A 24,173-nucleotide genomic window follows, 5' to 3' on the forward strand; every position below is an offset into this window, starting at 1 on the left:
AGTTATGAAAACAATTCAGGTAGAAGAATTAGAACAGTTAAGTGCAGATGAGATTCAGGTGATTGACCTGCGTCCGGAGGAAGAATACAAAAGAGGAAGTTTTCCGGGGGCAGTGAATCTGCCGATGGAAGAGTTTGATTCACGATATGAAGAAGTGCTGGAAAAAGAGAAACCAATTTACTTTATCTGTCATACCGGAGAGAGAAGTAAGGATTATATTGAAACAGCGACAAAAGCCGGATACAATGCTTTTAATGTAGAAGGTGGATATCGGGCTTATCTGCGTCTTTCTTTAAGTCGTTTTCTGGAGGAAGATACAAAAGAAAGCAAAGAAGAAAAGACAAAAGAAATTGAGAGAAGTATTATTAAGAAATTTCGGAAATCCATCTGGCGTCCATTTACAAAAGCCTTAAATGAATATCAACTGATTCAGGAGGGAGATAAGGTTGCAGTCTGTATCTCCGGTGGAAAGGATTCCATGCTGCTTGCAAAACTGATTCAGGAATTAAAACGTCATGGAAAAATCCATTTTGAAGCAGTTTTTCTTGTAATGAATCCAGGCTATAATGAAGATAACTGGAAAATTATTCAGGATAATGCAGATTTACTTGGAATTCCACTTACTGTATTTGAAAGTGAAATTTTTGATACGGTAGCAACAATCGAAAAAAATCCATGTTATTTATGTGCACGTATGAGAAGAGGCTATCTGTATTCTCATGCAAAGGCATTGGGATGTAATAAAATTGCACTGGGACATCATTTTGATGATGTAATCGAAACCATTTTAATGGGAATGTTATACAGTGGAAAAGTAGAAACCATGATGCCGAAGCTGCACAGCCAGAATTTTGAGGGAATGGAATTAATTCGTCCATTATACATGGTAAAAGAAGATGCGATTAAAGCATGGAGAGATTACAACGGACTGCATTTTATCCAGTGTGCATGTCGTTTTACAGAAAACTGCGTCAGCTGTGGCGGAGGCAGAGGTTCGAAACGTGATGAGATGAAAGAACTGATTGCGCAGTTTAGAAAGACCAGCGATGTGATCGAAACCAATATTTTTAACAGTGTCCGTAATATAAATTTAAGAACGGTTATCGGTTATCACAAAGACAAAGAAGCTTACAATTTTCTGGATGATTATGATTTGCGCGGAAGTAAAAAGAGTGACAGTCAGGAAGAGTAATAAGAAAAAGTAAATAATAAGAAAGAATAATAAAGAATAATAAAGAATAATAAGAAAGTGCGCTTTTGGTGTGCTTTTTAAAAATTAAACCAAATGAAAAGGGGAAGGAATATGAGCAATAAAGAAATCAAAGAAAAGATTGCCAGACTGAAAAAGGAGAAAAATGCAGTAATACTGGCACACTATTATGTGGATGGGGAAGTACAGGAAATTGCAGATTTTGTGGGAGATTCTTATTATCTTGCAGAAAAGGCTACAACAGTATCTGAAGATGCAATTTTGTTCTGTGGAGTTTCATTTATGGGAGAAAGTGCAAAAATTTTAAATCCTGAGAAAAAAGTAGTAATGGCAGAGTCCAGTGCGGATTGTCCAATGGCGCACATGGTAGATGTTGAAAAAATTAAAGAAGTAAGAGAACAGTACCCGGATGTTGCAGTTGTCTGTTATGTCAATTCAACAGCCGAGATTAAAGCACATTCTGATGTCTGTGTGACTTCTTCTAATGCGCTCAAGATCGTAAAGAAGCTTCCAAATGAACATATTTTCTTTATTCCGGATGAAAATCTGGGACGCCATATAGCAGAAAAACTGCCGGACAAACATTTTATTTTTAATGACGGTTTCTGTCATGTACATAAGAGCATTCATAAAGAAGATATCTTAAAAGCAAAAGAAGTACATCCGGAAGCAATGGTTTTGGCGCATCCGGAATGTACACCGGATACACTTTCTGTAGCAGATTTTATTGGAAGTACCTCACAGATTATTGATTATGCAACTTCTTCAGAAAAAACCAGCTTTATTATCTGCACAGAGATGGGAATTTTCTATGAATTAATGCAGAAAAATCCAGAGAAGAAATTTTATTCGGTTGGACATCGTCAGTTCTGTCCGAATATGAAAAAAGTGAATCTGGAAAATGTATTAGAAAGCCTTGAAAAAATGGCACCGGAAATTGAATTAGATGAAGAACTTCGTGAATCAGCAAGAAAACCATTAAAGAGAATGTTAGAGCTTGCAGCAAACTAAAATACGTTATAGAAAAATAAGAAATAGACAGAAGATGACTACACTTTAAATTTTGTGTAGTCATCTTTTTTTTACTGACAGGGACTTGCTTGATTCGGTTAAAAAACGCAGTTTAAAACAGAATACAAGCCGTTTGGCTAGTATACAAAATTAAAAAAAATTGGTATAATTTTAAAATAAGGTATGAGAGCGGTATAGTATGGATATAAAAAATATAGGGAGTAAGAGGTATGAAAGGTGAATGCAAAGATACGGAAGCGGTTATGAGGGTAAAACACAGGCAGGCAATTTTGGCTTCTATGATAAAACGAAAAGAATTATTATTATTTGAATATTTCCCGGAAAGGGAAGTATTTATTTTATATGACGGTCAGTTTCAGATGCTTCAAAAAATTGAACATTTTATGGAATATCTGCAAAAAGAAGATAAAATTCATCCGGAAGATAAGTGGAAAATGGTAGGATTTTGCAATGGAGAAGTACGAAATTCGATTGAAATCAGATATGTAGAGGGGGAAGGTTTGATTTCAAGAAAGAATTTAAATTCGGTTTATCTTCCAAAAAGTCTGAATGAAGAGTCGGTGCTTCTGGGAAGTATCAGAGATGTTACGATAGAGAGAAGAAGGGAAGAGCAACTGCAGGAAGAAGCGCAGAGAGATCCACTCACAAAGCTTTATAATAAAAGGGCGGGAACGAAATTAATTGAAAAATATCTAAGAACAAAAGACCCTTATTCCGCTTGTGGTCTGATGATTATTGATGTGGATTATTTTAAAGATGTGAATGACAATTATGGACATTTATTTGGAGATGTTGTATTAAAAGATTTGGCAAAATTGTTGCTTATGGTCTGTGATAAAAAAGATGTTGTAATGCGTGCAGGCGGTGATGAATTTGTAATTTTATTTAAAGATATTCCCAATAAAGCATTGGTTCGTAAAGCTATGCAGTTAGTTCATTCGATTCGGAATCAGACTTTTCAGGAAAAAGAATACTCTATGACCTGTAGTATTGGAGTGTGTTATCTTCCGGAAAATGTTTCGGGATATACTTATGAACAGATATTAAAAAATGCAGACTGGGCGTTATACCGTGCAAAAGAAAACGGAAGAGACAGGTATGTATTTTGTGATAATCTTCAGCGCTTTCAAAGTGTAGAAGAAAAGACGGAAAAAAGAGAAGAACACAAAAGAGGAAAAAGACCGATATCCGGATACAGGGGAAGTCTGGTGGCAACGGCATTTGAAACATTTGAAAAAGCATGTGATTTTGACAGCGCAGTAAACAGTTTATTAGAAGTTGTAGGTAAAAGTTTTAATTTGGATCGTGTTACTGTGCTTCGTACGGATATTAAGGTTAATATGTGCGAGAAGATGTATCAGTGGACAGCGGACAATGTACCGCAGGCATTGGAACAGAAAATAAGTTATAAAAAAGAGGATTTCTTAAAATTATTTTACAGTTATGATGAGAATGGAACGACGGTGCTCCAGAAAGACGAGATGAAATCACTTGGTTATAGTGAATATGGAATTCAAACCCTGCTTCATGGAGATGCCAAAACAGCGGTGCATACTGCAATCTATTCTGAGGGGAAATATGCAGGTTCGGTTTCTTATATGGTTTGTAAAGAGAAACGCAGTTGGAAGAAAGAAGAACGGCAGATTTTAGGTGAAATTACAAAGATTATTGCAGCACATCTTGGAAAATTGTTTTTAATGAATTCCATGAGTAATGGAATGTTTACAAATCCGGAGTTTGATGATTTGACCGGTTTGATTTCTTTTACCCGTTTTAAAGAAGAAGTAGAACGAGTGCTTGCTGATGACAACATCAGTTCTTATGTGATGGTATATACAGATTTTGAGAACTTTAAGTATTTTAACCAGAAATGGGGATATCAGATGGGAGACCGTCTGTTGAGAGAGTTCAGTAATTATATTATCGGAACGATGCAGCAGGAAGAACAGATTTATTTTACCCGCGTAGTTTCCGACCAGTTTTTGTTGTTTATGCCGTATAAAAAAAGAAGTGATACCGCAGAGGCAGTAGATCGGTTAAATCAAACCTTTGTAGAACAGCAGGAAAGAATTTTTCCGGATACCAGAATCCGGATTCGGACAGGAATTTATTTTATTGAAGAAGCAAATGGAAATACGTCTATTGCAATTGATGCGGCAAATTATGCAAGGAAACAAGTCTCAAAGGTAACAGGAATCAGTGTGAAGGTTTACGGAAAAGAGATGGAAGAAAAACAAAGAGTGGAAAATGAAATTATCAATGGATTCGACCTCGCAATGCGAAACAGAGAATTTAAAATCTATTTACAGCCAAGAGTTTCCCTTTTTGATTATTCGATTATCGGTGCGGAAGCGGTGGTAAGATGGCAGAGACCGGATGGAACTGTTATGATACCGGATGCATTTATTCCTTTATATGAAAGAAATGGAAGAATTATTGATTTGGACTTTTTTGTATTTGAAGAAGTTGTAAAGTTTCTTGCAGAAAATAAGAAAAAGGGCAGAAAATTGATTCCGATTTCGGTAAATGCTTCAATCCTCCACGCAAGAGATTGTGATACTGTTGAGCATTATCTGGAGATTTTAAATCGTTATGGAATTAACCCTGCTTTGCTTGAAATTGAACTGACAGAGACCGCGACGGTATCGTATTATGACAACGTAAAACGATTGTTTGAAAGATTTCAGAAAGTCAATATGCAGACTGCGCTGGATGATTTTGGCTCAGGCTATTCCCTTTTAAACACAGTGATTGACATTCCGGTTAATACGGTAAAAATTGACAAAGTTTTTATGGATAACTGTAAGACAAGTGAACGTGGAATGTATTTTCTGCATCAGATTGTTGCAGTAGTGAAAGGGCTTGGTTATCGTGTGGTCTGTGAAGGCGTGGAAAATCTGGAACAGGTTGAGGTCTTAAGAAAAGCAGGATGTGAAGAGGCACAGGGGTTCTGGTTTGCACATCCAATGCCTGTCGAGGAATTTGAACAAATTATGTATCAGAAAATGCCGTATCGAAAGGTATAAATTTTGAAAAAAGAAGTATTTGCAAAAATGAGCAGGTACTTCTTTTTTGAGCGAGTACATTAAGATTGACTTTCTTTTAGTGAAATGCTTATAATAAAGCTGTGTAAAGCGGACATTTGCAATCCGCTTTGCTACTTGCTCATGAACGCAGTCGCTTTGTGATCTGTCAGTGGAAGCTTTCAACTCCCACCGACAGAAGCATACCCTCACCCCCCGCTTAGTGCTCTGCACACTTGAAGCGGGGGAATGCTTATCTGCGTTCAAATTATTTGACAGTCAGAAAGGGCAATCGAAATAGAAATGGAAACAAGGGAATTATTAGAACAGGTAAAATCAGGAAAAATATCAATAGAAGAAGCAGAAAGTTATTTTAAGAGAGAGCCGTTTGAAGAAATGGGATATGCGAAACTGGATATGCATAGAGAAGTTCGCTCCGGCTTTCCGGAAGTGATTTTCTGTAGTGGAAAAGCGGATGAACACCTGCTTCATATTGTAGGAAAGTTATATGAAAAAAACGGAGAAGTATTTGGGACAAGGGCTTCTGTACACCAATATGAGCTGGTAAAAGAAAAATTTCCGGTTGCAGAATATGACCCGATTTCCGGAATTTTAAAAATAGATGGAAAGAAAAGAGAAAAAAAGGGTCTGGTTGCAGTGTGTACGGCCGGAACAGCAGATATTGCAGTGGCAGAAGAAGCAGCACAGACGGCAGAATACTTTGGAACGAAAGTAGAGCGAGTATTTGATGTGGGAGTCAGTGGAATCCATCGTTTGCTTTTTAATATTAAAGAAATTCAGGATGCGAATTGTGTAGTTGCGGTTGCCGGAATGGAAGGAGCACTTGCGAGTGTAATTGGTGGTCTCGTAGATGTGCCGGTGATTGCTGTTCCGACCTCTGTGGGATATGGTGCAAGTTTTCATGGATTATCGGCACTTCTTACAATGATTAATTCCTGTGCAAATGGAATTGCAACAGTCAATATTGATAACGGATATGGTGCAGGTTATCTTGCAACACAGATTAACCGGCTTGCGATAAAATAATTGAATGCGGCTTGCAAATGTCCGCTTTACAAAGATAATCGGGAGAAAAATACGATGGAAAAACAGGAAATGGCTTTGGAAGTCATAAAACGATTGAAAGAGGAATATCCGGATGCTGATTGCACCTTAGACTACAATGAAGCCTGGAAGCTTCTGGTCAGCGTGCGTCTTGCTGCACAGTGTACGGATGCAAGAGTGAATATTGTAGTAGAAAAATTATATGAAAAATATCCGGATGTGGATGCACTTGCAAAAGCAGAACCGGAGCAAATTGAGGAAATTGTAAGACCATGTGGGCTTGGAAAAAGCAAGTCGAGAGATATCAGTGCCTGCATGCGTATGTTAAAAGAAAAATATAACGGAAAAGTTCCGGATGATTTTAATGAATTATTAAAACTGCCTGGAGTCGGAAGAAAAAGTGCAAACCTGATTATGGGGGATGTATTTGGAAAGCCGGCGATTGTCACAGATACGCATTGTATCCGCCTGACAAACCGCATGGGGCTTGTAGATGGAATCAAAGAGCCAAAGAAAGTGGAGATGGCACTTTGGAAAATTATTCCACCGGAAGAAGGCAGTGAATTCTGTCACAGACTGGTGTATCATGGAAGAGAAGTCTGTTCGGCGAGAACAAAACCGCATTGTGAAAAATGTTGCTTAAATGATATCTGTCCGAAAATCGGAGTGGAATCGTGAGAGAAAAAAGAACAAGAAAGATTTTGCGTTTCATGTTGTAATATTTCTTAAAAAAAGATTGACATTAAAGGGTAAGTATAATATAATATCTCAATGTGACGTAGTGCGAAAATACTTAGCCAAAAGCCCCGGTATAGTATTTTCATATAAATTTTATTTATGAAGTAATCAGATTATGATATGTTGAAAATTAGGGAGGTAAAACCATGAACACTTATATGGCTAATCCGGATAAGATTGAAAGAAAATGGTATGTAGTGGACGCTGAAGGCCAGACATTAGGTCGTCTTGCATCTGAAGTTGCAAAAGTTTTAAGAGGAAAAAACAAACCAGTTTATACTCCTCATGTAGATACAGGTGATTATGTAATCATCGTTAACGCTGATAAAGTAGCTGTAACCGGTAAAAAAATGGAACAGAAAATTTACTACCATCACTCAGACTATGTTGGTGGAATGAAAGAAACCACATTAAAAGAAATGATGGCTAAAAAACCGGAAAAGGTTCTTGAACTCGCTGTTAAAGGTATGCTTCCAAAAGGACCTTTAGGAAGAAGCATGATTAAAAAACTTCACGTATACGCTGGACCAGAGCACAACCATGCAGCTCAGAAACCAGAAGTATTAACATTTTAATAGGAGGTAAAGAACATTGGCTAGTACAAAATTCTATGGAACAGGAAGAAGAAAATCATCTGTAGCTCGTGTTTACTTAGTACCGGGAACAGGTAAAATTACAATTAATAAAAGAGATATCGACGAATACTTCGGATTAGAAACACTCAAAGTTGTTGTTCGCCAGCCGTTAGTTGCTACTGAAACAGCAGACAAATTCGACGTATTAGTAAACGTTCATGGCGGTGGATTCACAGGTCAGGCTGGTGCAATCCGTCACGGAATCTCCAGAGCACTGCTTGAAGCAGACGCTGAATACAGACCAGTATTAAAATCTGCAGGTTACTTAACTCGTGACCCAAGAATGAAAGAAAGAAAGAAACCAGGTCTCAAAGCAGCACGTCGTGCTCCGCAGTTCAGCAAGAGATAATTTTTCTCATACAGAGAAATCAAGAAAAGCCCATTTTACAAGGGTTACAGAGGTTGTGGGAAGTTGTCAGATGTGCTGGAATTTCAATGGAATGCAACACATATGCAACAAGTATGCAACAAATATATCAATGATATGTATAGGACATTTTCAGAGCAATCTGGGAATGTCCTTTTTGCGCGTTACTACAAGCGGTGCAGCAGACAGTGAATATATTGAGATGATGCTTGCATCAATCGAAATATATTTGCTGGATGATATAGCGCGCCAGCGCAACATGAGCAAGATTGCTTTGCAATCTGCGAATGACACCGATTGATTGCTAAATTCGATTAATCGCATCTACTAACTCCTTAATATCAAAGTGGGTATATACCTTTTCTGTAAGTGTCATAGCTCCGGAGTGCCCCACGATCTTCTTAATAATCGTCTGATCTACGCCAGCTTCTGCCAACATGGACACGCATGTGTGTCTGCAACAGTGCGGTGTGCGGTTAATCTTTAACTGCTCCATTAATGGATGAAAGTAGCTGTCATAGTAGTTTCTGTAGGTAAAATGCTTACCGTCTTCCGTATGCAGCAAGTATGCACAGTCGGGGGTGGATTCGTACCAACTTTTGTAGAAGGGAAGAACCTTGTCGGCAATCGGCACTTTTCGGATGCCGTTTTCTGTTTTACTGCTGATTACATCAAAGTACTGTTCATCGAGGTGAACATGTTCCTTTTTCAAATCAAGCAATTCTGAAATTCTGACTCCGTTGTAGAGAAGCATCAGAACAATCTGATAATACTTATCATCTTTCTGTTCCCAGATTCTCTCAATTTCATCCTTTTCAAATTTGTTTCTGTCATACTTATTCGGGTTGCGGTCTTTGTACTGTGCTACATCCACAAAACTGGAATAATCTTTGTTGCAAATATCGTTTTTCAAGGCGTAATCGTAAAGCTGATTGAAAAGCACTTTGATTTTCCTGAGAGTAGGATAATTCTTACCACAGGTATCAATGACATTTTGCAAATCCACTAATCGAATATCCTTAAAAACTTTGTTGTAGAGGGTACCGCAGGCTTTATAGGATGCGGTATATCCTTTGACATTGGATTCGGATACAGTAGGATACTTACGCTTGGACCATTCTTCATATACATCAGAGAAGGTCATCTTGGCAGCTTTGGTATCGAATGGATTATTGTTGTACTCTGCAAGCATCTGTAAGCCTTCAGCTCTTGTAGCAGCGTATCCAACTGTAATCATATCCTGAACTTGTCTGTCCTTTTCCTTATCGTAGTGCCAGCCTGTTGTCTTTCTGACCTGATAAGGCTTTCTTCTTTTTCCGGAAAGTTTTACAACGCTTCCGTATCCGTTGGGTAACTTCATAAGCACCATTCCTTTCGCTTTAAATTCAGCAAGCTGATAAGCGAACAGATAAATACTTAATCCTCATGGACTACTTTTGTAACACTTGGACGTATGGTTTTCCATATCTCATAATTGTCTGCGGTCTGGCTTCCGGATGCGAGTAACTCTTTCATAGCCTGCCAGTCTTTTAAAAATTGAATGAGACTTTTGTTATTAAAAAACATACCAGGTTCTCCATCGACTTCTTTTAATGAAATATCAAATACTTCATCAATTGCAAAGAGTAATGGTAATACGTCTCCATCAGCTTCAATATCAAATTCCACTAGTGCATTTACATTAACATTCAAAGCTTCTGCAATTTTACGTAGTTGTTCTGGTTTTGGAATATTCTTCCCTAATTCATACTTGCGAATGGCTACCTCGTGTATGCCACACGCTTCTCCAAGCTCTTTCTGTGTTAATCCACGAAAAGTTCGGATTAATTTAATTTTTTTACCTGTATTCATGATATCAACCTCCTGTATAAGTTAAAGTAACATATTAAAATTAAATAGTCAACATCAAATTATAAACTATTGACAGAGCAATAAAAGGTCTGTATAATACAAAACACAACAGAGCAAATAATGCTCTATAACAAGGGAGGTGGTAGAGATGCCGGAAGTAATCTATAAGGTTGATTTACCAGCTTTTACAGGACGGAATGTACCAATAAAGGAAATTGCAGCAGCAATTGGGAAGGATGCACAGTATGTAAGGGTTGGACTTCAACAAGGAATTCTCAAATTTGGGACAGCAATAAAGATTGCTGATTCGTCGGAATATAGTTATTACTGTTCAGATAAAAGAGTTTGGGAAGAGACTGGATATTTCAGAAATGAATCACAAGCAGTATGACAGATAAAAAGAAAAGGTGGTGATGAAGATGTGCTAATAGACATTCAGATGATAAAAAAGAAAAGTCCGAGGCTTTGCAGAGCTTCGGACTTGGATAAGAGTAGCGGAGCCACTCGTTATCATATGTAACAAGATGATTATACCATTGGCTCCTAATACCGACAACACAAAATTTAGGAGGAAAAAGCAATGAACGAAGAACAGAAAGTAGAATTGAAGCTAATTCACATGGAAGAAGTAGTTTCAAAAGAGGTGAGCTGGTTATGGTATCCCTATATTCCATATGGAAAGATTACAGTTATTGAGGGAGATCCAGGAGAGGGGAAAACAACATTAGTACTAAAATTAGCAGCAATGTTGAGTAAAGGTCTACCACTTCCCTGTGATGATGATAGACCTTATGAACCAATTCATATTATTTACCAGACCGCAGAAGATGGAATTGACGATACGATTAAGCCGAGACTGGAACAAAATGGAGCAGATTGTTCTATGATTCGAGTAATTGATGAAACAGAAAAAGAACTTAGCATGACGGATGAAAGGTTAGAGCAGGCAATTGTAGAGACAAATGCAAAACTGATTATTCTAGATCCGATTCAGGCATATATTGGAGCAACAGTAGATATGCATCGGGCAAATGAGATTCGTCCGGTATTAAAGAAGCTTGGAATGATTGCAGAAAAGTATCAATGTGCAGTGATTTTGATTGGTCACATGAATAAAGCATCTGGAAGCAAATCAACTTATAGGGGACTTGGTTCTATTGATATTCAAGCAACAGCGAGAAGTGTTCTCTTAGTTGCAAGACTTCGGGATAAACCGAATATTCGCATTATGGCACAGGATAAATCCTCTTTAGCACCGGCAGGAGATGCCATTGGATTTGAGATGACAGAAGATAGAGGGATGACTTGTATCGGACCTTATGACATTACCATTGATGAATTATTGATGGGAAATGAAGGCAGAGGTAAGAAAAAGTTGGATGTAGCAGTGGAATTTATAAAGGAGTTTTTTGGAAGTGCTAGTGAGATTGCATCAAATGACATTATCGAGGAAGCATCTCATAGGGGAATTAAGAGAAATACTTTATTATCTGCTAAGAAGAAATTAGGGATTGTCTCGGGTAAAGGAAAGCAGGAAGATGGAACAGCTTTCTGGACATGGATTATGCCTGAGAAAAGAGTTTAAGAATTTGTAAAGTAGAGAAAGCAGATTCTAAATTGTAGAAGAATTTAGAATCTGCTGTTATTAAAAGTACGGATTATTAAACTCTTGCGGTAGCAAGATAAACCCCTCGGAGAGCCCCGCATTTTTGGCAGAGACAATGGAACATTGGATTTGACAAAAGTGCTAGGGGGTTATCATCTATGGCAAAGCCAAGATGATAAGCGAGTGGGAAATCTGATTTAAGAAGGAAGGAGAGGTGCCTATGGGTAATGTTTCTTACTCGGCACACATTAGCAATGGAAAGAGTGCCATAACAAGTAAGAGTAAATTGCTTGGAGTAGCAAAACACAATTTGCGAAAGTATAAATCGCCGGAATACAGTTCCGACAATATTTTGCTTTTGAGGGGAACGGAAGGTTTGTATCAGGATGTGAAAAATGTCTATCATCAGGAATTTGACGAAGCGGTACAACAATATAATCAAAAGCAAAAGCGGGCTGACAGACGGATAGAGGATTACTTTGAACATGTAGCCAATCTGAATCAGGATATGGCAGTTGAAATTATCTTTCAATGTGGGGATAAGGAGTTCTGGGAAGAACATACGGATAAAAAGGAAAAGATGTACAATGTGTATGCTTATCTGTTATCCACAATGGAAAGATTTCTTCCGAATTTCAAAGTGGCAAATGCAGTGATACACTTTGACGAGGCAAGTCCTCATATGCATGTGGTAGGAGTTCCGGTATGGGAAGGTGCTAAAAAAGGACTGGCAAAGAAGGTGTCCAAGCGTAATGTATTCACTCCGGAAAGTTTATCTGTAATATTACAGGATAAACTAAGGGAAGAAGCAGGTTCGTGTTTCAAGTTCAATGTGAAGGAAGAACTTGCTGAGAAAAAGCTGGGACGGAATCATGATTTGTCGGTTATGGAATATAAAGTTGTCAAAGAAACTGAGCGTTTGGAAGAATTGCAGGAGCAGGTCAAGGATTCAGATCTAGATTTATTTGCAAAGAAACTGGCATATAAGGAAGTGAGTAAAACACAAAAAGAGAAGCTGGATGAAATAAATAAAGATATTAGCAGCAAGGAGGCACAAGCAGAGGAATTAGATTATCAGATTACCATTATGAAATCGCAATTATATGAGTATGAGGAAGAAGCTTCAAAGCTTGAGAAGTTTAAGGAAAGTCTATCTAACCTGAAACAGTATATTGCTTCCTATATGCCATTATCTCCATTGATAGAGGAATATGCCAATGCCGTAGAGGGAAAGAGGGAAATTCAAGCAGGCAATAGCTTCCGAGGTCTCCTAACTGCATTAGGAGAGTTGCTTAATTCGTTCAAGGAGTTGATAGTGGATGGAATCTGTTGGTTTCCAAGATTGATGAGGTGGCAGACGAGTAAGGGAGAAGTGGCACCAGTGTTCTCAGATTATCGGAATGAGGGATATAATTATAGGCTGGTGGCATATCAGAATCTTGTGACGAAAGAGCAGTATAGTGTGGAGAGCGTGCAGGAGGAGATAAAAGCGGAGAACCGAGTGGGAACGCTGGAACAGTTGGAGAGGAGGATTGAGGAAACAGAGGTGTTGGTAAGAAAGTTACACAAAGATAAAATGAGATGATAACAACGGAGAAGTAACGAAAAAGTTATGTTTTTGGACATTGATCTTTACTTTCGATTTTGGCTATAATGTGGTATAATATCCTGTAACTGTTCGGATTTGAATGGTTACAGATTTTTTTGAATAAAGACTCTTATATAGAGGTTAATATAACATTGGAGGTATCGGTATGTCAAGTGCGGCACAAAGATCAGAATTACAATCTCAAATATGGAAAATAGCAAATGAAGTTCGTGGTTCTGTAGACGGATGGGATTTCAAGCAATATGTACTAGGAACACTTTTTTATCGTTTTATCAGTGAAAATTTTTCAAATTATATTGAAGGTGGAGATGAAAGTGTAAACTATGCAGAGTTAGATGATAAAATCATTACAAAAGAAATTATAGACGATGCAATTAAAACGAAGGGGTATTTTATTTATCCCAGCCAATTATTTTCTAATATCGCTAAAAATGCAAATACAAATGAAAGTTTGAATACAGATTTGAAAGCGATATTTGATGCTATTGAAAATTCGGCAAGTGGTTATCCTTCAGAAAAAGATATTAAAGGGTTATTTGCTGATTTTGATACTACGAGCAACCGATTGGGAAATACAGTAAAAGATAAAAATGCACGTTTGGCAGCGGTTATTAAAGGCATTGAAGGACTTGATTTTGGAAACTTTGAGGATAATCAGATAGATTTATTTGGAGATGCATATGAATATTTGATTTCAAATTATGCTGCAAATGCTGGTAAGTCAGGCGGAGAATTTTTTACGCCTCAAAGCGTATCAAAATTGATAGCAAAACTAGCGACACATGGTCTAACTACAATTAACAAGATTTATGATCCAGCAGCAGGTTCTGGTTCGTTATTATTGCAAGCAAAGAAACAATTTGATAACCATGTGATTCAGGAAGGCTTTTTTGGCCAGGAGATAAACCATACAACATATAATCTTGCTCGTATGAATATGTTTTTGCACAATGTCAATTATGATAAGTTTAATATTGCATTGGGAAATACCCTTACTGCCCCACAATTTGGAGATGAAAAACCTTTTGATGCAATTGTGTCTAATCCACCTTATTCTATAAACTGGATTGGTAGTGATGATCCAACACTGATTAACGATGATCGCTTTGCACCTGCAGGAGTGCTTGCTCCGAAATCTAAGGCAGATTTTGCATTTGTTCTGCATTGCCTTAGCTATCTTTCTGGTAGAGGGCGGGCAGCTATTGTGTGTTTTCCTGGTATATTTTATCGAGGAGGAGCAGAACAGAAGATTAGAAAGTATTTAGTTGACAATAATTTTGTTGAAACAGTTATTTCACTTGCACCAAATTTATTTTATGGTACATCCATAGCGGTAAATATACTGGTGCTTTCAAAACATAAAACAGACACGAAAATTCAGTTTATAGATGCAAGTGGAGAAGAATTTTATAAAAAAGAGACAAATAATAATGTATTGTCACAGGAACATATTGATGCCATCATGCAGCTATTTGATAGTAAGGAAGAAAAAGAATATGTTTCCCAAAATGTTGATAATGAAAAAATAGCTGAAGGCAATTATGATTTATCTGTAAGCTCTTATGTGGAAAAGAAAGATACAAGAGAGGTTATTGATATTGATGTTTTAAATGCAGAAATAAAGAAAACAGTGAAGAATATAGATAGACTACGTTCTGAAATAGATGCAATTATTGCGGAAATAGAGGGGTAACTATGGATAAAGAATTACAATTTTTGATTTATAATACTCCTGAAGAAAATGTTTCCGTTAATGCCGTAATAAAAGATGAAACAATTTGGCTGACACAAAAAGCTATGGCTGAATTGTTCGGTGTTGGTGTTCCAGCAATAAGTAAGCATCTTGCAAATATTTATGCAGAGGGTGAATTAAATGAAATTTCAACTGTTTCCAAAATGGAAATAGTTCAACAAGAAGGCTCAAGGGATATAAAAAGAAATATGGAGTTCTACAACCTTGATGCAATTATTTCAGTTGGATATCGTGTTAATTCAAGAAAAGCAACAAACTTTAGAATATGGGCAACAGGGATTCTGAAGGAATATATGATAAAAGGTTTTGCGATGGATGATGAACGCTTGAAGCAGGGAAAAACAGCGTTTGGTAAAGATTATTTTAAAGAACTGTTGGAACGAGTACGTTCTATCCGAGCAAGCGAACGAAGAATATGGCAGCAGATAACAGACATATTTGCAGAGTGCAGTATTGACTATGACAAAGATTCTCAAACAACACATGATTTTTATGCAATGGTTCAAAACAAGTTTCATTACGCAATTACCGGACAAACTGCTGCAGAAATCATTGACACAAAAGCAGACCATACCAAAGAACATATGGGATTAACTACATGGAAAAATTCTCCTGATGGAAGAATCTTAAAATCAGATGTTACGATTGCAAAGAATTATCTTGATGAGAAACAGATTCGTCAGTTGGAACGAGCTGTCACGGGATATTTTGATTACATAGAAGATTTGATAGAGAGAGAAAACACATTTACTATGACGGAATTTGCAGCCAGTATTAATGAATTTTTAGCATTTAGAAAATATGATGTTCTGGAAGGCAAAGGTAGAATCTCAAAGAAGACAGCAGATAGAAAAGCTGTTTCAGAATATGTTGAATTTAATAAAACACAGAAAATTGTTTCGGATTTTGATAAAGAAGTAAAGAAAATGTTGCAGGGAGGTGAAGGTGGAAATGAGTAAATTAGATGAACTGATTGCTGAGATGTGTCCAGATGGAGTTCAATCAAAGAAGATATCAGAACTTTGTTGTATAAGCAGAGGAATTGTAATATCGAAAGAGGATATTAGTAATAATGTGGGAGATTATCCAGTGTATTCGTCGCAAACCGAAAATAATGGTGAATTGGGAAAAATCAATACTTATGCTTATGATGGTGAATATCTAACGTGGACGACTGATGGGGCAAATGCCGGAACGGTCTTTTATAGAGAAGGAAAATTCAATGTAACAAATGTCTGTGGATTGCTTCAAGTTATAAATTCAGATTGTATGATAAAGTATCTCTATCATGTATTGAAAGTAGAAGCACCTAAATATGTAAGACGTGGCATGGGGAATCCTAAGCTTATGAGTAATGTAATGGGAAATATTCAAATACCTGTTCCACCATTGCCAATACAACGTGAAATTGTCCGCATTCTAGACAATTTCACCGAGCTTACAGCCGAGCTTACAGCCGAGCTTACAGCCAGAAAAAAGCAGTATGAATATTATCGGGATACAATGTTATCAGTAGATACGCAAATTCCAATTGTCAAATTAAAAGATATTGCGACCGAGATGTATCGTGGTTCAGGAATTAAACGTGACCAAGTGACATCTGAGGGGATTCCTTGTGTTAGATATGGAGAAATATACACTACTTATAATACGTGGTTTGAAAAGTGTATATCTCATACAAAATTAGAATATGTTTCATCGCCAAAGTATTTTGAACATGGAGATATTTTATTTGCTATTACCGGTGAAAGTGTTGAAGATATTGCAAAGTCTATTGCTTATATAGGACATGAAAAGTGTTTGGCTGGTGGTGATATTGTTGTTATGAAACATAAACAAAATCCTAAGTATCTTTCTTATGTTCTTTCGACATATAACGCGAGATTGCAAAAAAGTAAAGGAAAAATAAAAAGCAAAGTGGTTCACTCTAATGTCCCATCAATAGAAAACATAGAGATTCCGCTTCCACCATTAGAGGTACAGGAACGTTTTGCAAATGTGCTAGACAATTTTGAATCAATTTGCTCGAATCTTAATATTGGATTACCTGCGGAAATAGAATTACGAAATAAACAATATGAATTTTATCGAGATCAGTTGTTGACATTTGCCGAAACAGGTAACACAATCTTGACAGACAGACAGACAGACAGACAGACAGACAGACAGACAGACAGACAGACAGACAGACAGACAGACAGACAGACAGACAGACAGACAGACAGACAGACAGACAGACAGACAGACAGACAGACAGACAGACAGACAGACAGACAGACAGAGCTTGATTAAACTTTTACAGTACGTGTTTGGTTATGCGGTTGTTAAATTAAGTGATATTGCTACGATTACAAGAGGAGGAAACTTTCAGAAAAAAGATTTTTGTGAAGAGGGAGTTCCATGCATTCATTATGGGCAAATATATACTTATTATGGAACGAGTGCTAGTAAGACAATTACAATGATTACCCAAACTGCCGCAGATAAATCAAAATTTGCAGAACCCAATGATATTATAATGGCAGTTACAAGCGAAAATATTGAAGATGTGTGCAAATGTGTAGCTTGGACGGGAAAAAATAAGATTGCAGTGAGTGGGCATACAGCTATTTTACATCATAATCAGAATGCAAAGTATTTATCGTATTATTTTCACACAAGTATGTTTTTTAGCCAAAAGCAAAAATATGCACATGGAACAAAGGTAATCGAGGTGACACCGGATAAACTTAATGATGTTATTATTCCATTACCATCAATAGCTGAACAAAATAGAATTGTAGATATTCTCAATCGTTTTGATATACTTTGTAATGATATTGTAGACGGGCTGCCTGCCGAAATTGAGCAGAGACAAAAGCAATACGAATATTATAGAGATAAACTATTATCATTTTAAATGAAGAACTAGAGGTATACTATGGGGAAAAGTTTAGATGAGATTGCAATACAACTGAAGGAGTGCAATAAAAAAGTACAGCTAATATATGCTTTTAATGGTACTGGTAAAACACGACTTTCGAGGGCATTTAAAGAATTGATTGCACCTAAAAATGAATTAGAAGAAGAAAACGGATTGGCGAGCAAAAAGATACTATATTACAATGCCTTTACCGAAGATTTATTTTATTGGGATAATGATTTGGATAATGATACTAATTTAAAATTGAAAATTCATCCAAATGCGTTTACAGAGTGGGTCTTTGTTGAACAGGGACAGGAATTGAATGTGATTAGTAATTTTCAAGAGTACATTAATAATCATGCATTAACACCGAAATTTAATGAAGATTTTTCAGAGGTTACGTTTTCACTAAAAAAGGGAAATGATGAGGACATAGAAAATATTAAAATATCTAAAGGTGAAGAAAGCAACTTTGTCTGGAGCATTTTTTATAGTTTGTTAGAACAGGTTGTATCAGTATTAAATGTGCCTGAGGAAAGCGATAGGGAGACAGACAAGTTGAATCAACTGGAATACATATTCATTGATGATCCAGTGACTTCGCTGGATGATAATCATTTGATTCAGATGGCTGTGAATCTTTCGGATGTAATTCGTAAAAGTGAATCAGATTTAAAATTTATTATTACAACACATAGTCCGCTTTTTTATAACGTGTTATATAACGAACTTAAAATTAAAAATAATGGATATATGTTGGAGAAAAATGAGGACGGAAGTTATGAGTTAGATACAAAATTTGGTGATTCTAATGAAAATTTTTCTTATCATCATCATCTGATAGGGATACTTAAGCGAGCAATTGAAGAAAATAAGGTTGAAAAGTATCATTTTACGTTGCTGAGAAATCTATATGAAAAGGCAGCCAATTTTCTAGGATATGAGAAGTGGTCGGATTTATTACCTGACGATAAAGAAGTGTATGCGAAACGTGTAATGAATTTTTATAGTCATAGGACATTATTAAATGAAGAAGTAAAAGAGCCAACAGAAGCGGAAAAACAAACGGTGAAACTACTACTCGAACATTTAATAGATAACGCAAAATTTTGGAAGGAGGCAGAATAATGTATGAATATAATTCTATCGCAGAATCAAATAATTTTATTGTATTAGACAAATATGAAAAATATGCATCATGTGTGCGTGAAACTGGTACATATCAGACAGAAGCTGATTTGGAGCATGAATTCATACAGGATTTAAGAAATCAAGGGTATGAATATTTACCAGACCTAACAACACCTGAAGCAATGTTTGAGAATGCGCGAGTACAATTGCAGATATTAAACGATGTTAAATTTACTGATTCTGAGTGGACAAGATTTTGTGAGGAATATTTAGATAAAGCAAGTGATAATCATATAGACAAAACTCGCAAAATTCATGATGATTATATTTATGATTTTGTATTTGATGATGGTCATATCAAAAATATATATCTTGTAAAGAAGGATGAAAAAGATATAGTAAAGAACAAAGTACAGGTTATTTCTCAGTTTGAGCAAACAGGAACGCAGGCTAACCGTTATGATGTAACGATTCTGGTGAATGGTTTGCCACTTATCCAAGTTGAACTTAAGAAAAGGGGAGTCGCTATTCGAGAGGCTTTTAACCAGATAAATAGATATAGTAAAGAGAGTTTTAACTCAGATAATTCTTTATATAAATATTTGCAGATATTTGTAATTTCTAATGGTACGGATAGTCGATATTTTGCAAATACAACAAAAAGAAATAAGAATAGTTTTGATTTTACGATGAACTGGGCGAAAGCAGATAATACATTGATTAAAGATTTAAAAGATTTTACTGCGACATTTTTTCAAAAAAATACGATTTTAAGGATTTTATTGACGTACTCCGTCTTTGATACAAGTAATAACTTATTAATTATGCGTCCTTATCAGATAGCAGCAACAGAGCGAATCTTGTGGAAAATCAAAAGCTCTTATAATGCAAAAAAGTGGGGAACAACAGAAAGTGGTGGATATATTTGGCATACAACAGGTTCGGGTAAAACACTTACGAGTTTTAAAGCGGCTAGATTAGCAACAGAACTGGATTATATTGATAAGGTGTTTTTTGTGGTTGATCGAAAAGATTTGGACTATCAGACGATGAAGGAATACCAGCGTTTTTCACCTGACAGTGTAAATGGTTCGGAAAATACCATTGGATTAAAACGTAATATTGAGAAGGATGACAATAAAATTATTGTTACTACAATTCAAAAGATGAATAATCTTATAAAATCAGAGACGAATTTGGAAATTTATAATAAGCAGGTTGTATTTATTTTTGATGAAGCTCATCGCTCACAATTTGGAGAAGCACAAAAAAATATAAAAAAGAAATTTAAAAGGTATTATCAATTTGGGTTTACGGGAACCCCTATCTTTCCAGAAAATGCTTTGGGAGCTGAAACAACGGCATCAGTATTTGGCAGAGAGTTACATTCTTATGTTATCACAGATGCAATTAGAGATGAAAAAGTTTTAAAGTTTAAAGTGGATTATAATGATGTTCGTCCGAAGTTTAAAGATATTGAGATGGAACAGGATGAGAAGAAATTGACAGCCGCTGAAACGAAAGAAGCATTGTTACATCCGGAGAGAATACGAGAAATATCTCAATATATATTAGATAATTTCAGAGTAAAAACCCATCGTGCACATATTGGTGCTAAGGGGTTTAATGCAATGTTTGCAGTTAGTAGTGTTGAAGCCGCAAAACTTTATTATGAGACGTTGAATAACTTGCAAAAGGGATGTGAAAAGCCTCTTACGATAGCTACCATTTTTTCTTTTGCAGTGAATGAAGAACAGAATGCAATCGGAGAAATTCAAGATGAAACCTTTGAACCAACTGCGATGGACAGTAGTGCAAAGGAATTCTTGACGATGGCTATTAACGACTATAATAAAAAATTCAAAACCAATTTTGGTGTTGAAAGTAAAGAATTTCAAAACTATTATAGAGACCTTGCAAATAGAGTGAAAAGTCAGGAAGTAGACCTTTTGATTGTTGTTGGTATGTTTTTGACAGGATTTGATGCACCGACACTGAATACTTTGTTTGTAGATAAGAATCTTCGTTATCATGGACTTATGCAGGCTTTTTCCAGAACAAATCGTATTTATGATTCTACAAAGACATTTGGAAATATTGTTACATTCAGAGATTTGGAACAAGCTACAATTGATGCGATAAAGTGTTTTGGTGACGATAATACAAAAAACATAGTTCTTGAAAAAAGCTATCAGGAATATATGAATGGTTTTAAAGATATTGTTACAGGCGAAGCACGTCGAGGATACGTAGATGTTGTTCAAGAATTGAAATCTCGTTTCGCAGATGTGGATGAAATTACCACAGAGAAAGAAAAAAAGGAATTTGTAAAATTATTTGGCGAATACTTAAAGATAGAAAATATTCTACAAAATTATGATGAGTTTACAAATTTAAAAGAATTACAGAAGATTGATTTAGCTGATTCGGAAACTTTAGAAATATTTAAGTCAACACATTTTGTTAGTGATGAAGACATTAAAGCGATGCAATTAGTGGATATATTAGAAGAAAGAACTGTACAAGATTATCGTTCTAAATATAATGATATTCGAGAATGGATTCGTCGAGAAAGAGAAGGAAAAGAAAAAGGTAATTCCAAGATAGATTGGGATGATGTTGTATTTGAAGTTGATTTGTTAAAATCTCAAGAAATTAATTTAGATTATATTTTGGAGTTGATTTATGAAAAAAACAAAAATACAAAAGATAAAAATATATTGATTGATGAAATACGTCGAATCGTAAGGGCTAGTACGGGAAATCGTGCAAAGGAAAGCTTAATTGTTGCTTTTATTAATCAGACAGATTTAGATGAGATACAAGATAAAGCAAGTATTATTGATGCATTCTTTCAATTCGCACAGAAGGAACAAAAGAGAGAAGCAGAAGAATTGATAATGGAGGAGAAGCTTAACGAGGAAGCTGCAAAAAGATATATTCTGACCTCATTAAGAAAAGAATATGCGAGTGAAAATGGGACAGATTTGAATGAAATTCTTCCTAAAATGAGTCCACTTAATCCTCAATATCATACTAAGAAGCAAAGCGTATTTGAAAAGATATCTACTTTTGTAGAGAAATTTAAAGGTGTTGGTGGTGTGATTTAATTGGTGTTTGGAGAAAAACAAATGAAGAAAATATTAGCGAACATGTCCTATATATTAGTGACATCAAGAAAACATACGGGTGCGATATTTGCAATTATAGGGTTTATAGGATTATTTGCTCCATTGACAGATTGTTCCAGTATGCAAGAGGGGATGATAAAAAAATAATTTGGAGTTGTATGGTTTTAGTAGGTATATGGATACTGGTATTTCTTGCGACAACGAGCTTTGTATTATTAAAAAAGAAATATAAATTGTTTGATGTAAATGATGGTCATGCCGTATATCCATTACAGATACCAATCCTCATCCATAGCATCCGCCCAAGCCTGTAATTCTCCATCCAATGCCATAGCAACATAAGACAATGGATCTTCAATAGCCAGATTGTCAATCAATCTCTGTGAGTTAGGCGTAGTATGCAATTCCTTTTCGGCTTCGACACAGGATAAAAAGAGCAGGGTATTATCGGCAAAGGCAATATCAATGCCATTTTTGAATTGGTTGTAGTAAGCAAAATGTATTTTCATAATATGAGTCCTTTCTTTAAGCAATTTGATTTGTAATTATGTTTACAGGAGTAAGAGGTATTTTCCATTCTGGAAACAACCATAGGGAGTGTTAATAGTAGCCGTGGACAGTCATAGGCAGTCTACTGTATACAACAGGTATGCAACACTAATTTTCACAAACCCTGTATTTCTGGGCTTTTCAAGATATCAAAACGTTAAATTTGGTTCTCAAAGAGATAATTATCTCGCAAGAGAATTACAATTCGAAGAGATTACAAACCTCAGAAACATCGTGTTTCTGGGGTTTTTCTTTACCCTTAAATTTTGATGAAATGTCTAGAAATGTGGTGAAACTTATTCGGTTTGCAACAAAAATATCTAAAAATATAGGTAAGCGTTAAATATAGGATACTTTTCGGTGATAGACACTGTAGAGCGTCCTTTTGTTATGCAGATTCTGCATCAGCAATTACCGTGGTCTTATTTTCTAAGGTTTTGTTGATTGCGTCTATGAGATAGAAAAATTGGAGTTTACCGAGTCTATAGGAACTTGAGATAGTTCTTATCAAGGGCGAAAGAAGATGCATGCTAGAAAGAATCTTTTGGGGAAGTCGACAACTCCCGATTTACTTAACGATAGATTTGTAAATGGGATAAATGCTTGATTTTAGCGGACGCACCATAATGGTGACATGAGTTATTGAGGTGTTGCTTGAAGTTGTTCTAGTAATTTGTGATACTAAGGTTACATCTGCAGATGAACTAATTATGAAAGGAGTAGATTTAATATGGTCGAATTTGGCGAACAACTAAGGAGAGTGAGAGAAGAAAAGGGAATGACCCAACAGTCTCTTGCCGAGCAATTATATGTAACTAGACAGGCAGTATCAAGGTGGGAATGTGGGGATCGTTACCCTGATTTACTTACTACTAAAAAAATATCGCAGATTCTGGAAGTGAGTCTTGACGATCTGTTATCTGGAAAAGAAATGGAAAAAGTAGTAGAACGTAACCCTGTTATTGAAAAGAAAAGCGTCAATAACATAATGATAGCTCTTTATGCGTTTGTGGTAATTTCACTTTTTATCACTATTGTGGACATTATAATTAGATTCCCGTTGCAATCAGAGATGATTGATTATAATGATATTCAAGCGATTGTAATAAATGTATTGGCATTGCTTATTCAGATTGTTTTCTTTGCGTATGGTTTTGTTAATGCTATACGAGGAATGCTATCACCAAAAAGGATGGGTGCCGTAATTGTTGCATTTTTTGCTGCGACCTGTATTACTGGAAATATGGTAATTAATTCAAATGTTCAGATTGTTTTATGGTGGATTGTTTTAATTATCCCGAATATAGTTGGTGCTGTAGCAACATTCGCTTATTTTGTTTCGGGTAAGAAAAGTAAGATATATTCTATGATAATTTATTTGGCTGCGATTTGGGGAATGTTCCGTATCATTTATTCAAATTATAATCTTATAGTTCATACAAATCAGTATCTGTCTATGAATAGCACGGTTAGACTTGTACTTGAGATAGCAATACATTGTCTAGTAATATATCAAACGTATGTATTATGGATTAAACGCCAAAATGCAATAGACATAAGTTGATAGA

Annotated in this window: 22 protein-coding genes; 19 read left to right on the top strand and 3 right to left on the bottom strand. The window is 36.0% G+C overall.

All coding sequences use genetic code 11. From position 1 onward, the window contains the following. The first annotated feature begins 4 nt into the window (after nucleotides 1-4). The 8 genes from ACYQ2D_RS14695 (at nucleotide 5) to ACYQ2D_RS14730 (ending at nucleotide 8,371) form a co-directional block, all read left to right on the top strand. Nucleotides 5-1,192, top strand: coding sequence for a PP-loop family protein (locus ACYQ2D_RS14695; protein ID WP_459785970.1), 1,188 nt, complete (start codon nucleotides 5-7; stop codon nucleotides 1,190-1,192). Nucleotides 1,193-1,303: 111 nt separating this feature from the next. Further along, entirely contained in the window at nucleotides 1,304-2,221 is a 918-nt protein-coding gene (gene nadA, locus ACYQ2D_RS14700; RefSeq protein WP_459785972.1) for a quinolinate synthase NadA, read from the top strand. A 230-nt stretch (nucleotides 2,222-2,451) separates the two neighbouring features. Then, nucleotides 2,452-5,268, top strand: coding sequence for a bifunctional diguanylate cyclase/phosphodiesterase (locus ACYQ2D_RS14705; RefSeq protein WP_459785973.1), 2,817 nt, complete (start codon nucleotides 2,452-2,454; stop codon nucleotides 5,266-5,268). A gap of 300 nt (nucleotides 5,269-5,568) precedes the next feature. Then, a complete protein-coding gene (larB, locus tag ACYQ2D_RS14710; protein ID WP_459785975.1) occupies nucleotides 5,569-6,312 on the top strand; it encodes a nickel pincer cofactor biosynthesis protein LarB in 744 nt (247 codons plus the stop codon). 54 nt (nucleotides 6,313-6,366) lie between these two features. Next, the gene (locus ACYQ2D_RS14715) at nucleotides 6,367-7,008 is read left to right on the top strand and encodes an endonuclease III domain-containing protein (RefSeq protein WP_022304325.1); all 642 of its coding nucleotides are present in this window, start codon (nucleotides 6,367-6,369) and stop codon (nucleotides 7,006-7,008) included. Between the two features lie 206 nt (nucleotides 7,009-7,214). After that, entirely contained in the window at nucleotides 7,215-7,643 is a 429-nt protein-coding gene (rplM, locus tag ACYQ2D_RS14720; protein WP_459785977.1) for a 50S ribosomal protein L13, read from the top strand. Between the two features lie 16 nt (nucleotides 7,644-7,659). Continuing rightward, on the top strand, nucleotides 7,660-8,052 hold the full coding sequence (gene rpsI / locus ACYQ2D_RS14725) for a 30S ribosomal protein S9 (protein ID WP_117457180.1): 393 nt from the start codon (nucleotides 7,660-7,662) through the stop codon (nucleotides 8,050-8,052). Nucleotides 8,053-8,227: 175 nt separating this feature from the next. Continuing rightward, nucleotides 8,228-8,371, top strand: a complete 144-nt coding sequence (locus tag ACYQ2D_RS14730) for a hypothetical protein (RefSeq protein WP_182436986.1) — start codon at nucleotides 8,228-8,230, stop codon at nucleotides 8,369-8,371. Between the two features lie 3 nt (nucleotides 8,372-8,374). On the opposite strand, the gene ACYQ2D_RS14735 is transcribed toward ACYQ2D_RS14730, so the two are convergent. Further along, entirely contained in the window at nucleotides 8,375-9,430 is a 1,056-nt protein-coding gene (locus ACYQ2D_RS14735; protein ID WP_055306844.1) for a tyrosine-type recombinase/integrase, read from the bottom strand. Between the two features lie 56 nt (nucleotides 9,431-9,486). Continuing rightward, the gene (locus tag ACYQ2D_RS14740; RefSeq protein ID WP_055306843.1) at nucleotides 9,487-9,921 is read right to left on the bottom strand and encodes a helix-turn-helix domain-containing protein; all 435 of its coding nucleotides are present in this window, start codon (nucleotides 9,919-9,921) and stop codon (nucleotides 9,487-9,489) included. Between the two features lie 148 nt (nucleotides 9,922-10,069). On the opposite strand from ACYQ2D_RS14740, the gene ACYQ2D_RS14745 reads away from it, so the two are divergent. The 10 genes from ACYQ2D_RS14745 to ACYQ2D_RS14790 all read left to right on the top strand — a co-directional run bounded on the left by ACYQ2D_RS14745 (nucleotide 10,070) and on the right by ACYQ2D_RS14790 (nucleotide 22,203). After that, nucleotides 10,070-10,312 carry a hypothetical protein gene (locus tag ACYQ2D_RS14745; protein WP_055306842.1) on the top strand — a complete coding sequence of 81 codons (243 nt, stop codon included), beginning with the start codon at nucleotides 10,070-10,072 and terminating at the stop codon, nucleotides 10,310-10,312. Nucleotides 10,313-10,501: 189 nt separating this feature from the next. Beyond that, nucleotides 10,502-11,506, top strand: a complete 1,005-nt coding sequence (locus ACYQ2D_RS14750) for an AAA family ATPase (protein ID WP_055306841.1) — start codon at nucleotides 10,502-10,504, stop codon at nucleotides 11,504-11,506. A 241-nt stretch (nucleotides 11,507-11,747) separates the two neighbouring features. Continuing rightward, the gene (locus ACYQ2D_RS14755; RefSeq protein ID WP_459785980.1) at nucleotides 11,748-13,112 is read left to right on the top strand and encodes a plasmid recombination protein; all 1,365 of its coding nucleotides are present in this window, start codon (nucleotides 11,748-11,750) and stop codon (nucleotides 13,110-13,112) included. Nucleotides 13,113-13,281: 169 nt separating this feature from the next. Continuing rightward, nucleotides 13,282-14,829 carry a type I restriction-modification system subunit M gene (locus ACYQ2D_RS14760; protein WP_055306839.1) on the top strand — a complete coding sequence of 516 codons (1,548 nt, stop codon included), beginning with the start codon at nucleotides 13,282-13,284 and terminating at the stop codon, nucleotides 14,827-14,829. Nucleotides 14,830-14,831: 2 nt separating this feature from the next. Continuing rightward, complete coding sequence (locus tag ACYQ2D_RS14765) at nucleotides 14,832-15,848, top strand: virulence RhuM family protein (protein ID WP_055306838.1); 1,017 nt, start codon at nucleotides 14,832-14,834, stop codon at nucleotides 15,846-15,848. Further along, nucleotides 15,841-17,181: a restriction endonuclease subunit S gene (locus ACYQ2D_RS14770; protein ID WP_459785981.1), complete on the top strand. Its 1,341-nt coding sequence runs from the start codon at nucleotides 15,841-15,843 to the stop codon at nucleotides 17,179-17,181. The genes ACYQ2D_RS14765 and ACYQ2D_RS14770 overlap by 8 nt, the downstream gene beginning before the upstream one ends. Further along, complete coding sequence (locus tag ACYQ2D_RS14775) at nucleotides 17,174-17,788, top strand: restriction endonuclease subunit S (protein WP_243093982.1); 615 nt, start codon at nucleotides 17,174-17,176, stop codon at nucleotides 17,786-17,788. The genes ACYQ2D_RS14770 and ACYQ2D_RS14775 overlap by 8 nt, the downstream gene beginning before the upstream one ends. A 21-nt stretch (nucleotides 17,789-17,809) precedes the next feature. After that, entirely contained in the window at nucleotides 17,810-18,922 is a 1,113-nt protein-coding gene (locus ACYQ2D_RS14780) for an ATP-binding protein (protein WP_055306837.1), read from the top strand. Continuing rightward, nucleotides 18,922-22,035, top strand: a complete 3,114-nt coding sequence (locus tag ACYQ2D_RS14785; protein WP_270362727.1) for a type I restriction endonuclease subunit R — start codon at nucleotides 18,922-18,924, stop codon at nucleotides 22,033-22,035. Before ACYQ2D_RS14780 ends, ACYQ2D_RS14785 begins: the two co-directional genes overlap by 1 nt. Nucleotides 22,036-22,056: 21 nt before the next feature. Beyond that, nucleotides 22,057-22,203 (top strand): hypothetical protein, encoded by a 147-nt coding sequence (locus tag ACYQ2D_RS14790; RefSeq protein WP_182436987.1) that lies wholly within the window; start codon nucleotides 22,057-22,059, stop codon nucleotides 22,201-22,203. 122 nt (nucleotides 22,204-22,325) lie between these two features. Here ACYQ2D_RS14790 and ACYQ2D_RS14795 read toward each other — a convergent pair whose 3' ends face one another. Further along, the gene (locus ACYQ2D_RS14795; RefSeq protein ID WP_055306835.1) at nucleotides 22,326-22,565 is read right to left on the bottom strand and encodes a DUF6061 family protein; all 240 of its coding nucleotides are present in this window, start codon (nucleotides 22,563-22,565) and stop codon (nucleotides 22,326-22,328) included. Nucleotides 22,566-23,335: 770 nt separating this feature from the next. Here ACYQ2D_RS14795 and ACYQ2D_RS14800 point away from each other — a divergent pair. Beyond that, a complete protein-coding gene (locus tag ACYQ2D_RS14800) occupies nucleotides 23,336-24,169 on the top strand; it encodes a helix-turn-helix domain-containing protein (RefSeq protein ID WP_459785983.1) in 834 nt (277 codons plus the stop codon). The last annotated feature ends 4 nt before the right edge of the window (nucleotides 24,170-24,173 follow it).

The organism is Blautia stercoris, from assembly GCF_054657695.1.